The organism is Pseudomonas putida NBRC 14164, from assembly GCF_000412675.1.
GTDB classification, from domain to species: Bacteria; Pseudomonadota; Gammaproteobacteria; order Pseudomonadales; family Pseudomonadaceae; genus Aquipseudomonas; species Aquipseudomonas putida.
In genome coordinates, this window is record NC_021505.1 from 3,050,076 (window position 1) to 3,064,914 (window position 14,839).

General features: G+C 63.2%; 13 protein-coding genes. All 13 read right to left on the reverse strand.

Going from position 1 to position 14,839, the window contains the following annotated elements:
* Nucleotides 1-2: 2 nt before the first annotated feature.
* The 13 genes from PP4_RS13565 to PP4_RS13625 all read right to left on the reverse strand — a co-directional run bounded on the left by PP4_RS13565 (nucleotide 3) and on the right by PP4_RS13625 (nucleotide 14,831).
* A complete protein-coding gene (locus PP4_RS13565) occupies nucleotides 3-1,163 on the reverse strand; it encodes an acyl-CoA dehydrogenase family protein (protein WP_016499759.1) in 1,161 nt (386 codons plus the stop codon).
* Between the two features lie 9 nt (nucleotides 1,164-1,172).
* Nucleotides 1,173-1,925: an enoyl-CoA hydratase family protein gene (locus PP4_RS13570; protein ID WP_016499760.1), complete on the reverse strand. Its 753-nt coding sequence runs from the start codon at nucleotides 1,923-1,925 to the stop codon at nucleotides 1,173-1,175.
* A complete protein-coding gene (locus PP4_RS13575) occupies nucleotides 1,922-3,028 on the reverse strand; it encodes an NAD(P)H-dependent flavin oxidoreductase (RefSeq protein WP_016499761.1) in 1,107 nt (368 codons plus the stop codon). Before PP4_RS13575 ends, PP4_RS13570 begins: the two co-directional genes overlap by 4 nt.
* A complete protein-coding gene (locus PP4_RS13580; RefSeq protein ID WP_041168030.1) occupies nucleotides 3,025-3,936 on the reverse strand; it encodes an enoyl-CoA hydratase in 912 nt (303 codons plus the stop codon). The genes PP4_RS13575 and PP4_RS13580 overlap by 4 nt, the downstream gene beginning before the upstream one ends.
* A 16-nt stretch (nucleotides 3,937-3,952) precedes the next feature.
* A complete protein-coding gene (locus PP4_RS13585) occupies nucleotides 3,953-4,750 on the reverse strand; it encodes a CoA-transferase subunit beta (RefSeq protein WP_016499763.1) in 798 nt (265 codons plus the stop codon).
* An 11-nt stretch (nucleotides 4,751-4,761) separates the two neighbouring features.
* Nucleotides 4,762-5,637: a CoA transferase subunit A gene (locus PP4_RS13590; protein ID WP_016499764.1), complete on the reverse strand. Its 876-nt coding sequence runs from the start codon at nucleotides 5,635-5,637 to the stop codon at nucleotides 4,762-4,764.
* A complete protein-coding gene (locus PP4_RS13595; RefSeq protein WP_016499765.1) occupies nucleotides 5,634-6,539 on the reverse strand; it encodes a VOC family protein in 906 nt (301 codons plus the stop codon). Before PP4_RS13595 ends, PP4_RS13590 begins: the two co-directional genes overlap by 4 nt.
* 194 nt (nucleotides 6,540-6,733) lie before the next feature.
* Nucleotides 6,734-7,681 (reverse strand): bifunctional OB-fold nucleic acid binding domain-containing protein/MaoC family dehydratase, encoded by a 948-nt coding sequence (locus PP4_RS13600; protein WP_016499766.1) that lies wholly within the window; start codon nucleotides 7,679-7,681, stop codon nucleotides 6,734-6,736.
* 5 nt (nucleotides 7,682-7,686) lie between these two features.
* On the reverse strand, nucleotides 7,687-8,898 hold the full coding sequence (locus tag PP4_RS13605; protein WP_016499767.1) for a thiolase family protein: 1,212 nt from the start codon (nucleotides 8,896-8,898) through the stop codon (nucleotides 7,687-7,689).
* A 139-nt stretch (nucleotides 8,899-9,037) separates the two neighbouring features.
* Nucleotides 9,038-10,714, reverse strand: a complete 1,677-nt coding sequence (locus tag PP4_RS13610) for a DUF1302 domain-containing protein (RefSeq protein WP_041167733.1) — start codon at nucleotides 10,712-10,714, stop codon at nucleotides 9,038-9,040.
* Between the two features lie 71 nt (nucleotides 10,715-10,785).
* Nucleotides 10,786-11,874, reverse strand: a complete 1,089-nt coding sequence (locus PP4_RS13615; RefSeq protein ID WP_016499769.1) for an MBL fold metallo-hydrolase — start codon at nucleotides 11,872-11,874, stop codon at nucleotides 10,786-10,788.
* Nucleotides 11,867-13,732 carry a long-chain-acyl-CoA synthetase gene (locus PP4_RS13620; protein ID WP_016499770.1) on the reverse strand — a complete coding sequence of 622 codons (1,866 nt, stop codon included), beginning with the start codon at nucleotides 13,730-13,732 and terminating at the stop codon, nucleotides 11,867-11,869. Before PP4_RS13620 ends, PP4_RS13615 begins: the two co-directional genes overlap by 8 nt.
* A 25-nt stretch (nucleotides 13,733-13,757) precedes the next feature.
* Complete coding sequence (locus PP4_RS13625) at nucleotides 13,758-14,831, reverse strand: alkene reductase (protein WP_016499771.1); 1,074 nt, start codon at nucleotides 14,829-14,831, stop codon at nucleotides 13,758-13,760.
* Between the last annotated feature and the right edge of the window lie 8 nt (nucleotides 14,832-14,839).

A 14,839-nucleotide genomic window follows, 5' to 3' on the forward strand; every position in this document is an offset into this window, starting at 1 on the left:
TCCTATTTCGGCAGGCCGAGCATGCGCTCGGCGATGATGTTGCGCTGGATTTCGTTGGTGCCGGCGTAGATCGGCCCGGCCTGAGCGAACAGGAAGCCATCAAGCCAGCCGCCTTCGACCGCTTGCGCAGCACTACTCAACAACTCCCCGTGCGCACCCAGGATGCGCATGGCGGTTTCGTGCATCTTCAAGTCGAGCTCCGACCAGATGATCTTGTTGATGCTCGACTCGGCGCCGATCTGCGCGCCACGGCTCAAGCGCCCGACGGTGTGGTAGGACGACAGCGCGTAGCCTTCAGCGCCCAGCCAGGCCTCGACAACCGCTTCGCGGATGCTCGGGTCACGGTCGGCGCTCTGCCGGTTGGCGTTGTACAGCTGTATCAACTTGCGCGCCGTGGCCTGGAAGCGTGCCGGCGAACGCAACAGCAAACCACGCTCAAAGCCCGCGGTGGCCATCGCCACATGCCAGCCCTGGCCTTCGGCACCAATGCAGTTTTCAAGCGGCACGCGCACATCGTCGAAAAACACTTCGGCGAAGGTGTTCTTGCCATTCAGCGCCTTGATCGGCCGGATGGTCACGCCCGGGGCATCGAGCGGCACCATCACGAACGACAAGCCGTTGTGCCGGGTCGAGGCCGGATCGCTGCGGAACAGGCCAAACAGCCAGTCGGCAAACAGTGCGCGGCTGGACCAGGTTTTCTGCCCGTTGAGCACATAGTGATCGCCATCACGGATGGCCTTGCTGGTGATCGCGGCCATGTCGGAGCCGGCATTGGGCTCGGACCAGCCCTGGGCCCACATGTCGACACTGGACGCCATGCGCGGCAGGAAGCGCTGCTTCTGCGCCTCGGTACCGAACTCCATCAACGTTGGGCCGAGTAGCAGCTGACCGTTCTGGTTGATACGCATCGGTGCGTCTGCGCCGTAGTACTCTTCCTCGAAAATCAGCCACTCGATCAGGTCGCAACCGCGCCCGCCGTAGGCCTTGGGCCACATGACCATCGACAGGCGCTGCTCGAACAGCTTCGCCTCCCAGGCCCGGTGCTGCTCGAACCCTTCCCGGGTGTCATAGTTGGCAAGGGGCGTAGTCGGCTGATTGGCCGCCAGCCATTCACGCACTTCCTCACGGAAGGCCTTCTGTTTGGGGGTATAAGCTAGTTCCATGGCACTCTCTCAGAACTTGGCGTCGCGTTTTTCGACGAAGGCGCGGCGGGTTTGCGCAGAATCCGGACTGGTGTAGGCCTGCAGGGTCAGCCCCTGCTCCCAGCGGTATTTGTCTTCCAGGTTGCCGTCCTCGATACCGTTCAGGGCTTCCTTGGCGATACGGATCATCACCGGGCTCTTGGCAGCGATTTTGGCGGCAATCTCCAGCGCGGTTTCGCGCAGCTGCTCTTTGGGCACCACGCGCTCGATGAAGCCATACTGCGCAGCCTCTGCGGCGCCGATCTTGTCGCCGGTGAAGAACAGATAACGAACCTTCTGCACCGGGAACAAACGCTGCAGGTGCGCGCCGCCGCCCATGGCCCCACGGTCAACTTCGGGCAAGGCAAAGGTGGCGCACTCTGAGGCCACGACAATGTCGGCAGCACCGGTAATGCCGACGCCACCACCGAGGACGAAGCCGTGCACGGCGACGATGACCGGCACAGGGTTGCGATGTACCGCCTTGAACGCCGCATAATTACCGGCGTTGACCGCTACGATGCGTTCGGGGTGGGCGTCCAGTTCCTTGATGTCGACACCCGCGCAGAAACCACGGCCTTCGGCACGGATGACGATCACCCGGACGTCGGGGTTGGCGCCCAGGGCTTCTACCTGATGGGCCAGGTCCATCCACTCCTGGCTGCCCAGGGCATTGACCGGCGGTTTGGCCAGCACCAGCTCGGCAATGCCCGCCTCGATCTGTGTGGTAAATGCTTGACTCATGAGGGTGTTCTCCAAAGTTCGGCAGGCGGATGCTCGCTACGGCAGGCCAACAGGGCTTCCAGGCAGCGTTCGGCTTCCTGGGCAATTTCTTCGATCACTTGCTGGCAACTCTTGAGTTCACCAATGGCGGCGGCTACCTGGCCGCTGGGCAGAATGCCTTCGTCCGGAACACCGTCGATCATCGAACGCTGCAGCAGTACCGGCTGGTTGGCGGCCATCAGCGTTTGCGACAGCGCGCCGGGGTCTTCCTTGAGTGCCTGGCGCAGCACACCGAACAGATGGCTCAGGCTCATTCCGGTTTGCTGCTTCCATTTCCAGGCGCTGCGCAACGCGATGCGCAGGCGCCCGAAAGACCCGGCCTGCTCCAGGCGGTTGATAAACGGGTTCTCGATCATGCGGTGGCGCATGCCATCTACCGCCGTGGTCACCCGCACCCGTTGCGGGTCGTTGACCTCGAGGTAATGCACCAAGGTGCTCGACGGCGTAGGCGAGTCCCGGGTCATCAAAAAGCGCGTGCCCATGGCAATACCCACGGCGCCGGTCGCCAGCGCGCCGGCAAGGCCCCTGCCGGTGGAGTAACCACCTGCGGCGATTACCGGGACCGACACCGCGGCGAGTACCTGGGGCAACAGGATCGAACTGGGCACACCACCGGTATGCCCGCCGCCCTCGCCGCCCTGGATGGTGATCATGTCCGCGCCCAGCTCCACCGCCTTCAGGGCGTGTTTGAGTGCGCCCACCGTCGGGATGCACAGCACCCCGGCAGCCTTGAAGCGGGCGATGGTCTGTTTGTCCGGGCCACGTCCGTAACTGACCGCCCGCAAGCGGTAGCGAATCGCCAAGTCAACGCATTGGGCCGCGTTTTCCTGGAACATATGAAAGTTCAGGCCGAAATTGCTGCCACCGGTGGCGGCAATTACCTTGTTGATCTCGCCTTCCAGGGCATCGGACGCAATCGTGGCCCCGGCCAGAAAACCGAAACCACCGGCGCGGGTCGTGGCAATCACCAGGTTGGCGTCAGCTACCCAACCCATGGCGGTCTGCACGATCGGGTAACGGCAGCCCAAGGCTTCGGTCAGTGGCGTACACAACCAGCGGCTCATGCCTGCTCTCCACTGGCGGCAGCCTTGTTGGCCTGGGCCATGGCCTTGGCATCGAAGCCGCCCAGCTTGTCGCCCGACAGCAGTTCATTGTGGGCATGGGCGAAGTGGTGCCAGGCAAAGGCAGCGTCCATCGCCGTGCGTTTACCCTGCAGATCCTCGACGTGGTTAATGGCCTGCTTGGTCAGCGCAAGGCCCATTCGCGGCTGCCGGGCAATACCGGCCGCCAGCGCATAGGTGCCCTGCTCCAGTTCCTCACGTGGCACTACCCTGTTGACCATGCCCATCTGGTAGGCACGCTCGGCACTCATGCGATCGCCGGTGAACAGAAACTCTTTGGCGATGCGCGGGTTCAGCTCATACGGGTGGGCAAAATACTCCACCCCCGGAATGCCCATACGTACCACGGGGTCCTGGAAAAACGCATCATCGCTGGCCACGATCAGGTCGCACACCCAGGCCAGCATGAGCCCACCGGCCACGCACGCACCCTGGACCATGGCAATGGTCGGCTTGGGCAGCTCACGCCAGCGCCGGCACATGCCCAGATAAACCTCTTGCTCGCGGGCATACAGCTGCTCGCCGCCGGGTTTGTTGGTGTGATCCCACCAGAGGTGTGCACGCTCGAACGGTTTGTTGATATCGCGCCCGGGCGTGCCAATGTCATGGCCGGCCGAAAAATGCTTGCCCGCCCCGCGCAGTACAATGACCTTGACCGCGTCATCGTTGACAGCCTGGCGCAGCGCCGCATCCAGCGCATACGTCATCTGCGAGTTCTGCGCATTATTGAAGCCTGGCCGGTTCATGGTCAGCGTGGCGATACCCTCGGCCACGCTGTACAACACCGGTTCCTGCGTTTCGTAGACCGAGTGGTCTGCACGCTCGACGAATTCACTGTCAGGGCTGTTCATGCTCATGTCCCTCGCCTTACGCCACGCGAATGCCAGCCGGGTTGCCCTTGATCGCCGAACTGCGCAGATCATGGGGGTCGAGCCGACGGATCAGCGCCAATTGCTCAGGCGTCGGATGTACGGTTTCTTTCAGCGACGCTGACTTGAGCAACGGGAAGCCGGTGTTTTCCTGCACCTGCTCAAAGCTCACCCCCGGGTGCAAGCTGCGCACCTGCACCGCGCGGTCCGGGCCGTCGAAATCCATCACACACAAGTCGGTGACGATCAGGCGGATGTCCATCAGGTCGCGGCGTACCCCTTTTGGCCAGCGGTCGGCCTTGAAACCGACACCGGAAACCATGTCCACTTCGCCGCTGACGAACACGCGTGTGTTATGGCTGGGTACAAAGAACGAGTTGATGTGATTGATGCTGTTGCCGGGCAAGCCGCGCACACCGAGCATTGCAGCCTTGGGCTTGTGGTAATCGCCCACGCAGGAGAGGTTGCTCTGGCCCCAGCGGTCGATCTGGGTCGGGCCGATCATGGCGTGACGGCGGCCACCCCAGACGCACTCGAACACCCGCTCGAAGTTGAGCGAACCCGAATATTTCGGCACATGATCGCCACGCGGCCCTAGCGGGATCGGCTCTTCGACCAGGTAGGCCTCGCTGTCGGTCATCAACAGTTGCGGACTGTGGCTGAGTTTGGCCAGGCTAGCGCCCAGGCGCGGGATCACGCCCAGGCCCGAGGCGATCAGCTCGCCGTTGTCACGCCAGGCTTCGCTGGCCGCGACAATCATCAGTTCCGCGAGGGTAAATTCACAGGTAGTCGACATTTTCATCCTCCTCAGAACACTGGCAGGGCCAGGGAGCCCATGCGTTCGGCACCGCCGTTCTGCTCTTGATAAGCCCGCTCACCGGCCGCCACGTACTGCGCCACATAGGCTTGCCAGCCGCCCTCTTCCCCGGCACTGGCGGCATAGCGTTTGAGGTGGCTCAGGTCCCAGCCATACTCGGGCTGGCAGGCGGTCGGGTGGGCGCCGAGCGGTGCATGGATCACGCCACTGACCAGGTACCGCTCAAAGGTGTTGCAGCGTGCCTGTTCGGTGGTCAGTTCCAGTCGTTCGTGCAATTGCTCGCAAGACACGAAGCACTGCTGGGCCGCGCGAGCGAACAGATGGTCGAAATAAGGGTCTGGGCCGGTCACCAGGGTGTTGCCCAGGCGGTCGGCGACGTTGACGTGGACAAACGCCACGTCCAGGTTCAGGGCGGGCATGGCCAGCAGCACTTCGCCGTCGTCATACGGCGACTGGATGGTTTTAAGGTCAGGGTTCAGCCGTGTGACATCGGTGGCCAGGCCGCAGCGGGTCGGCAGAAACGGCAAACGCATGGCCGCTGCACGCAGGCCCCACTGGAACATGCCTTCATCCACCTCTAGCAACTCCAGCCCACCGGCTTCGCGGGCTTTGCGGTAATAGGGCTCCAGCGGAATGGCGTCAAGGGTGGCAAAGCCGAACACCAGCTTCTTGACCTTGCCCGCCGCACACAGCATGCCCACTTCGGGGCCACCGTAGGCGACCACAGTCAGGTCTTTGACGGGAGAACGCAAAATCTCGCGCACAACCGCCATCGGCTTGCGCCGTGGCCCCCAGCCGCCGAAGCCGATGGTCATGCCATCGCGCAGGTGCGCAACGGCATCGGCCGCCGTCATTTGCTTGTTCATTGCACATCTCCTTGCTGTTGGCCGACGGAAAAGTCATGCCCCCACAGGCTTACCCGGGTAAATTCGAAGGCCGAGTGCTCAGCCCAGTCCACTTGCAGGCCGCCGTAGCCGTACTCCAGGTCGAAGCCGGATGGGGTCTTCATGTAAAAGGAGGTCATTCGGTCATTGAGGTGCTGGCCGAGGGTCGCCGACAGCGGCACCTGATGGGCCAGGCGCCGGTCATGGGCGCGGCCCACTTCAGTCATCGAGCCCACTTCCACCATCACGTGCACGCAGCCTGAAGGCACCGCGTACTCCGCCAGCGCCAGCGAGTGATGGCGGCTGTTGCGGCAATGCAGGAAGTGAATGCGGATTGGCGGTGCTGCCGGGTCGGGGCGAAAGTTGAAGATGTCCGACAGTTCGAAGCCCAGCACGTCCTTGACGAAGGCCAGGGTCGCGTCAAACTCCGGGGCCGGCAGCACGGTGTGGCCCAGGCCCATGTCGCCGGTGACAAAACCCGGCACGCCTTGCGGCGAAACGAATGGCAGGCAGTCGGAACGGTGTCCCCAGCTCAATTCGTGGCGGTTGCCGGAGGGGTCCAGGACACTGACCAGTGCCTGTACGCCACGCTGCTCGATCTCGGCGGCAGAGCCTGCTTGCCAGCGCACACCGTTTTGTTCCAGTGCCTGCAATGCGGCGTTGAATGCCCGCTCGCTGGCCAGTTCCCAGCCAGAGGCCAGGTAGCCTGCCTCGGCGCCTTCGACGATGAGCATGCGAAACGGCCGCTCGTCCATCTTCACATACAGTCCGCCACCGGGCGCGGGCACCACCATCATGCCCAGCACGTCTTCGGCATAACGTTGCCACTGACTGAGGTTTTCGATTTGAGCGACGAAGTAGCTCAGCCCCCGGATATCCATCATGCCCTGCTCCTCAATGACTGGACCTTTGTTGGTCTTCATTGTGCTGAGGGCAGGCCTGGTGCTCATCGTCCGTTGAGACTAAGCAGTTGATCTATCGGGAATACTGAAATGCAGGCGGTGGAAACAGGCTTGCCCCGCGACAGTGATGCGCCAGGCACATCGCATCGCAGGGCAATCTCGCGCCTTCGGAGTGGTTACATGTACAGGATTACCAGGTCGTTGATGACCGAGGGGCGATCACTGCCGACGACGTGGGTATTCACCTCCAGGGTCAACTGGGTGCCGCGCTTGACCCGCGCCACCTGCTTGACCCTGGCCCGCGCATGAACCCGCGAGCCGGCCGGCACCGGCGCCGGGAAGCGCAGGCGGTCTGAGCCGTAATTGACCATGGTGCTGAAACCGGTGATTTCATAACCCAGCGCCAGCTTGAGCCGCGACTGCAACACCTGTACCAGCGCGCCGTGGGCAATGGTGCCGCCAAACGGGCTGTCCTTGCGTGCACGCTGCGGATCGGTGTGAATCCAGTAGTCATCACCCGACAGCGCGGCAAAGGCATCGATCAGGGCTTGATCGATGACAATCTGGTTGCTCCAGGGGCTGAAGGTCTCACTGACCAGGCTCTGCAGCGCCACATCATCATCCATGGCGACCAAACGCACAGATGCGGCTTCACCCTGCTCCGGCATTTGCGCCTGAGGCGTGCCGTTGTAGCGCTGTAGCGCACTGCTGTCCTGGTCCGGACCGGTAAAGCGCAGTAAACGCGTACCCTTGGCGTCGACTTCGGCAAACACCGGTTTGAGCCGCATGCCGATGCGGATCTGATCCTCTTCAAGCCCCACCAGGGTGGTGTTGATTCGCACGCCTTCGTCCAACTCGATGACAGCCAGCTTTTGTGGCATCTCATCGGCAAAATCGGGCAACGTGGCAATGCGTGCCACGGTGAAGCTGTACAGGGTGGCGCCACCACTGACTTCGCGCCAGCTCAGGTCATGGGCCAGGCACTGCGGGCAATGCCTGCGCGGGTAGAACACCCAGTGTTCGCAGGCGTTGCACTGCTGGATCAACAGGCGCTGTGCCTTCAGGCCTTCCCAGAACGGCGCGGAAATTTCAGTCGGCACCGGCATTGGTTTATTGTTCGACATGCGGGTCATGCTCCCTGAAGTATCAACGCGGCCTGCTCACTCATCACGCCACCAGTGCCGGACACGTAGACAGCGTCGCAGCGTTCAAGCTGGCGCTCGCCCGCCTCACCGCTGATCTGCGTGACAGCCTCGATCACCTGTGACATGCCCCCGGCAGCGCCGGCCTGGCCAAAACTGAGCTGGCCACCGTGGGTGTTCATGGGGAAATCGCCGCGCCAGGTCAGGTCATGCTCGCGAACAAACTGCATGCCCTCGCCTTTGGCGCAGAAGCCGGCGTCCTCCAGGGTCAGCAACGCGGTAATGGTGTAACAGTCATAGATCTGCACCGCATCGACATCGCCCGGTTTGAGCCTGGCCATCTCGAAGGCACGGCGCGAAGCAGGCCCAATCGGCGTATGGAGCATGTCCTGGGCATACGAAGGCGACTTGAACGCCAGGTGCTCACCGAAGCCGGTGATGAATGCCGGGCGCTTGCGTGCACGTGCGGCCACTTCTTTGGAGGCAATGATCAATGCCGCGCCACCGGCCACCGGCATGACAATCTCGAGTACGTGCAAAGGATCAGCCACGCGCTTGCTCGCCAGCACCTGCTCGATCGTCAACGGCTGGCCATGGAACATCGCCTGGGGGTTGGCCAAGGCATTGGTGCGTTGATCAACGGCAATCTTGGCCATGGCTATCGGGTCATAACCGTACTGCGCGGCGTAGCGTTGGGCGATCATGGCGTAGCCGGTGTTCTGGCCCATGTGGCCATAAGGCAGATCGAACTCCGCCTCCGGCGCACCAAAGGCGGTGCTGTGACCGCCGTAACGCATGGCGCGGGCCATTGCCCCGGGATCTTCATCGGGGCCCATCGGCGCCAGGCGCGCCGGCATTACACACAGCACCGCCTGGCACAGGCCCAGCTCGATCGCCGCAGCCGCGCGCCAGACCATACCCACTGCGGTACAACCACCAAGGTCGACCACTTCGGCGAAATTAACAGACAAACCCAGGTATTCGGCGGCCATGGCCGGCACGAACACCGAAGCTTCGTGGAAGTGCGGGCCATTGATCACCAGACCGTCCAGGTCTTCGGCACGCAAGCCGGCGTCGCGCAGCGCCTGCGCCGCCAGGTCGGCCACTTGCTCAAGATGGAACATTCGCGGCGCTGTGGCGTACTTCTCGGGTTTGTATTGCGCGGCGCCGACAATCGCCGCATGACCTTTAAGACCCATGTATCCCCCACTCGAAGGCTGTGTGCTTGAGGTTTTTGTCTTGCGACCATGCCACAGGTGCCGTGGCGAGTGATCGTCCATTTTGACTAGAACAGCGGCCAGCGCCAGGGTTGACTCAACCCTGACGCCGTCGCGCCAGTCAGAAGCTGTATTTGACCGAGAATGTCCCGTAGTCGCGGTCTGCCAGCAAGCGCTTGACCGGGTCAGCGTCGCCCAGGTAACCGGTAACCCGCAGGGCGACTTCCAGGTTGCCCAAGTACTTGAAGGTGGCGCCCAGGCTCAACCGGCGGTCACCCTGCAACCCGGAAATGGTCCCGGCCATCGGCGTGGCACCACTGAACACGTTGGAGAAGTTCACCGGCACTTCCAGGTCCCAGCCTTCGAACACGCCCGGGTAGCTGAAGGACGCACCCAGGGTGTAGGCACTGGCGGTCTTGCTGCGCCAGCCAGTCGAGGTCTTGTAGGTGTAGTCGTCGGACGGTTGCACCAGCGGGCGCATGGACGGAATCAGGCTGTTGCCCAGGCCCAGCAGGTTCGGCGCGGCCGAGGCCTCATCAACACTGTCGACACGTACATGCACGATTTCGGCGGTGAGCGAGGTCTGGCTCGCCCAAGGCCGGTCACCCAGGATACGGATCGCCGACAACTGCATTTGCTGGCCCTTGCCACGCGCAGGCGTGGGGCCGAGGCCGGTGTTGACCATGACCGGTGCACCGTCGCGATACGACCACTCGCCACCGATCTGGGTCTCGCCGATTTTGGTCGAGGCACTGATCCCGGTCAGCTTGATGTCTTCAAAGTAGGTAATGCGGTAGCCATCCGGCGTTCCGAAGAACACGCCTGGCCCGGCCGGGACGGCCCGGTAACCCACCAGGGCAGTGGCTGGGTTCTTGTCATGATAATTGACATGAAACAGTGACAGTTCCAGGGCGGGCACGGGTCGAAAGCGTACCTGTGCCCCCCACTGACCGCTGTCACGCGGCTCATCGGTGCCCTGGTAGTTGATACGCGACCCATTGGCGCCGATGAGAAACTCTCGCCCTGGCCCGACCACATCGCTGGTGGACAGGTAGCTGCCCACCGGCGGCAGTTCCGTGCCCATCCATTCGTATTGCACGTAAGCGCCCAAGGTCCACTGCGGGTTCAGGCGATACGACGCCGACACCTGGCCGACCGGCAACAGCACTTCCTTGACCTCGACCCCTGGCTGCGCGGCCTTGACCGCATCGGACGGGTTCTGTACACCACTGACGCCGGGGTAGAACAAGCTTTCACCCCACGACTCGATATGCCGCCCGGCCTTGACGTCGAGCATCGAACCATTGTCAAAGCGCCAGCCGCTGAACACATAAGCATCGAGGAACTTGCTGCGCCCGCCGCTGTAATACTTGGTGTCGCTGGTGAACTCGTCATGGTCGCCAGCCTTGTTGACCGTGCCCGGTGAGTCGTTGTCGTTGGAACGATGGTAAACATCATCGTAGAAGGTACTGGCCCGCAGCACCCCGCCGTAGTTGTCCTTGCGCACGATCATCTCGGCCAGGGCGCCGATCCGGTTGGTCACCAGGCTGCCCTTGTCGAAGTTGCGATCGCCATCATCGGCGTTGGGTGTCAACAGCTTGCTTGACGGGTTCGACAGGCGAACCCCCAGGCCGTAGCTGGTGGTCACCGTCCAGTCGATTGTCGTGCCGTTGTCGAACTCGATCGTTTCACCAGACCATGCGGGTGTGCAAACCAATGCGGTTGCCACCACCAGACCCGATAATTCGAAACCCGATACAGCTGGGCCAGCACCATATTTGTTGTTTTTATTAGTCACACTGCCTCTCCGATTAACGACCTGACGGTCGCGCAAAAGTGCAAGAACACCACTCGTTACCTTCAGCCCGCTCACAGCTGCCCTAGCACCGACTGAACGTTGACACCCTCGGGCGTGCGCCCGTAGCGGAACACGCCGGCTGTTTCTTCACGCACCAGTTGCCCCTGCGCAATCAGGTAATTGACATGCGCCAGGGTCTCGCCAATCGCCATCAATTCATCGAAGCGCCCCTTCACCTTCGGAAACAGCTCGGCCATCAGCTCCACGGCACTGCGCGGCGCGGTGCAGGCGGCCAACAGTTGCTGCAAGTGCCCTTGGTGGTGTGCGCGCAGTTGATCAAGGCGCAGATGCAGGTTGTAGAACGGCCGTTCATGCGCCGGCAGCACCAGCACGCTGTCGGGCACCTCCCGCAAGCGCTCGACCGAGTCCAGCCAGTCGCGCAGCGGGTCGGCATCGGGCTCGGTGACCTGCACGCAGACACTGGAGGTGATGCGCGGCAGCACCTGGTCACCGGAAATCAACAGGCCGTCCTCGGCGCAGTACAGGCAGGCATGTTCCGGCGAATGGCCGCGGCCGATCAGGACCTGCCAACGGCGCCCGCCAATCATCAGTCGGGTGCCTTCACGCAGGCGCCGGAAGCTGGTCGGCACCTCTGGCCGGAAGTGCGCGGAGCCCAGCAGCGGGAACAACGCTGCGGTCTGTTCCTGGTTGAAACCTGCGCGCTGGTAATGCTGGTAGAACGCCCAGCTAGTGCCGGTGTCGCCTGGCGCGCCCAACTGGTGCATCGCCTGATATTCACTGGCGCTCATGAACACCGGGCAGCGGAAGCGCTCGGTCAACCAGCCGAGCACCCCGACATGGTCCGAGTGAAAGTGCGTGCAGATCACCGCCAGCAGCGGTAAACCACCCAACACCGTGACAAACAGCGCTTCCCAGATGTCGCGGGTCTGCGTGTTGTTGAGCCCGGTATCGACCGCCACCCAGCCCTCGCCGTGGCGCAACAGGTACAGGTTGATGTGGTCAAGCCCGAACGGCAGCGGCATGCGCAGCCACAACAGCCCTTCAGCGACCTGTTGAACCTCGCCATTGGCCGGTGGCTGCGGCCAGGGGAAGCGCAGGCCTGCGCGCCATTCGTGCCCCTGGGCATCCAGGCTACTCACTGACGTCACCCGCAAAAGCGGCCAGGCCAATGCGCTCCAGCACGGGGGTGCTGTACGGCACATAGCTGCGGCTGCTTTCGTCACGGATGAACAGCGGGTCGCTGAACGCCGTCGGCGCGTAGCCCTGGCGCTGCAGGTCGACCTTGCGCAATTTGAAGGTGCTGGTCAGGTCGGCCGCCGCCGACACCCGCACGAACACAGGCGCCGCATAGCGTGGCAAACGCGCTTCGGTCAGCGCGTAGAACGCTTCAGGGTCAAAAGGCTGCCCTGGCTGCATCAGCACCGCCGCCATGCCGGCGCGCCCCTCTTGCCCGGGCACCTGCACACCGTAGATGTTGATCAGCTCGAGCCCGGCAAAATCGCCCAGCGCGGCCGCCACCTCCAGAGTAGAAACGTTCTCGCTTTTCCAGCGGAAGGTGTCGCCGATGCGGTCGATGAAGTACAGGTAGCCGTCTTCGTCATAACGCAGCAGGTCGCCCGAACTCCAATAGGCATCCCCATGGCGCAAGACATTGCGGCGGATCTTGCTGTCGGTTGCCTCGGCCGAGGTGTAACCCTCGAAGCGGCCGCCGCCGATCTGCGGATGGTCGATGATCAAGCCCAGGGCTTCACCCACTTCACCCACTTCGCAGAGCTGGTAAAAGCCGTGCTCGTCGCGTGGGTGGCTGTCGGCTTCAACGTCATAGCGCACCAGGCGCAGGTTGCTCTTGTCCCAGAACGGTATGCGCCCGCAGGCGCCCACATAGTTGTCGACGTTGACCACGTTGGTATTGGACTCGGTAGAACCCCAGCCCTCGAACACCTGGATCGGTCCGAAACGCTGCACCCAGTTCTGCCAGGTTTCACGCGTCAACCCGGCGCCGAGCATGCAGCGCAGGCCGTGCTCGCGTTCGCCGGCCGCCTCGGGCTGGTTGAGCAGGTAGCGGCAGATCTCGCCGATGTACTGGAACACGCTGATGCGGTGCTCGCGCACGTCCTTCCAGAATTCGCGGACGCTGAACTTGCGCCGCACCACGATCGCCGCACCGGTTTTCAGCGCGGTTGACGTCACTGAAGTGGCCGCAGCGCCGTGGTACAGCGGCAGGCAGCAATAAAACACGTCGCTCGGCGTGGTCTGCAGGGTGACTTCCATGATGTCGCCCGTCGACATCCAGCGCATGTGGCTGTAACGCGCCGCTTTTGGCAAACCCGTGGTGCCCGAAGTAAAAATCAGCAGGCTCGGCGACTCGGCGCGCAGGTCGGCACGCAGGTCACGCGGGAATGGCGTGCACGGGGCATTGGCCAATGCTTCGGCCAAACCGGTGTCAACCTGTGCAGGCATCGCCCCGCCCCACGGTTGCTCGGCATCTTCGACCAGCCACAGCGGCAGCGGCGGCAGGCCTTCGGTGGCCAGCACGTTGCCCAGCACTTCCTCGCCGACCAGCATTGCCTTGGCCTCGATGGCCTCCAGCGCGTGCACCAGCGGCCGGCCACTGACCTGGGTATTGACGAAGCCCACCACCACACCGAGCTTGACCAGGCCAAACCAGCAGCAGAAAAACGCAGGCCGGTTCTCCATGGCCAGTGCGCAGACATCGCCGGGGCGCAAGCCTCGGGCATGGAAAACGTGAGCCAGCTGGTCGGCCCGCGCGTTAACCTGGGCGTAGCTCAAGCGCTGATCGCCATAAATGACGAAAGGCCGCTCGCCGTGGCGTTGCGCCTGTTCTTCGAGGCGATCAGCCAGGGTATAGCGATCCGCAGGTTTGATCCGCGCGGCGGCTTCGGCCCGGCGATCAAGGATGGCCTGGGTTTGTTCGCGTGGCACAACCCCGCGATCAATACTGGACAGCAGGCTTGCGTTGTTATTGAAATTGTTCATCCCTACCTCCGATAAAACCGGCTGTTCATGCAGTCGCCTGGGCGTGGGTCGGATAGTCCGAATAGCCAGGCGAGCCTTTCGTATAAAGTGTCTTGCGGTCGAAGCCGGCCAGCGGCAGGCCGGCGCGCAGGCGCTCGACCAGGTCGGGGTTGCCGATAAAGTGGCGGGCAAACGACACCGCGGCGCCCTGCCCGGCTTCTATTGCCGCAGCGGCCGAAGGCCCGTCGAAACCGTCATTGAGGATCAGCCCGCTGCTGCTATGGCTGCGGGCCATGGCAAAGGCATCCAGTGCGGCCAGCGGCGAGCGCATGATGTGCAGGTACGCCAGGCCAAGCGGCTCGACCTGCTCGCACAAGGCTTGTGCTGTGGCGGCCGGGTCTGCGTCACTGATGTCGTTGTAAGGGTTACCAGGGCACAGGCGGAACCCCACACGCCCCGAGCCGATTGCCGCTGCCATCGCGGCCAGCACCTGGGCTGGAAAACGCACGCGGTTGGCTACCGCGCCGCCATACGCATCACTGCGCTGGTTGCTGCCCGACGCCATGAACTGCATCGGCAGGTAACCACTGGTGCAATGCAGCTCGACCCCTTCGAACCCGGCTTCGCGGGCGTTCAGGGCCGCGCGCCGGTATTGCTCGATCACGCGCTCAATGTCCTCCAGGCTCAACGCCAGAGGCTCATCGGTATCGACCAGGCCAGCCCCGTCGCAGAACACCTGGGTGCGGGCACGTATCGCCGATGGGGCGACGGTCCGTGCCCCGACTGGTTTGTTTTGCCAACTGGCCGCGCGGCCGACGTGCATCAACTGCAACACCATGCGCCCGCCGGCATTCCTCACCGCCCGGGTGATCTGGCGCCAACCCTCGATCTGCGCGCTGTCGTAGATGGCCGGCGTGCGGCAATAGCCCAGCCCGTCGGCGGACGGTGCAGTGCCTTCGGCAATGATCAGCCCGGCACTGGCGCGCTGGCGGTAGTAGTCGACCATTTCAGCCGTCGGCACCGCCTGTGCGGTGGCGCGGCTGCGGGTCATCGGCGCCATGACAATGCGGTTACTCAGCTCCAGCTCGCCCAGGCGCACGGGCTCAAACAAAATGCTCATCGCGATTC

Coding starts and splice junctions, on each gene's coding strand:
- PP4_RS13605 (WP_016499767.1), bottom strand. CDS start 8,898: ATGGGTCTTAAAGGTCATGCGGCGATTGTCGGCGCCGCGCAATACAAA.
- PP4_RS13595 (WP_016499765.1), bottom strand. CDS start 6,539: ATGATGGATATCCGGGGGCTGAGCTACTTCGTCGCTCAAATCGAAAAC.
- PP4_RS13575 (WP_016499761.1), bottom strand. CDS start 3,028: ATGAGCCGCTGGTTGTGTACGCCACTGACCGAAGCCTTGGGCTGCCGT.
- PP4_RS13590 (WP_016499764.1), bottom strand. CDS start 5,637: ATGAACAAGCAAATGACGGCGGCCGATGCCGTTGCGCACCTGCGCGAT.
- PP4_RS13620 (WP_016499770.1), bottom strand. CDS start 13,732: ATGAACAATTTCAATAACAACGCAAGCCTGCTGTCCAGTATTGATCGC.
- PP4_RS13600 (WP_016499766.1), bottom strand. CDS start 7,681: ATGTCGAACAATAAACCAATGCCGGTGCCGACTGAAATTTCCGCGCCG.
- PP4_RS13570 (WP_016499760.1), bottom strand. CDS start 1,925: ATGAGTCAAGCATTTACCACACAGATCGAGGCGGGCATTGCCGAGCTG.
- PP4_RS13625 (WP_016499771.1), bottom strand. CDS start 14,831: ATGAGCATTTTGTTTGAGCCCGTGCGCCTGGGCGAGCTGGAGCTGAGT.
- PP4_RS13580 (WP_041168030.1), bottom strand. CDS start 3,936: ATGAACAGCCCTGACAGTGAATTCGTCGAGCGTGCAGACCACTCGGTC.
- PP4_RS13565 (WP_016499759.1), bottom strand. CDS start 1,163: ATGGAACTAGCTTATACCCCCAAACAGAAGGCCTTCCGTGAGGAAGTG.
- PP4_RS13585 (WP_016499763.1), bottom strand. CDS start 4,750: ATGTCGACTACCTGTGAATTTACCCTCGCGGAACTGATGATTGTCGCG.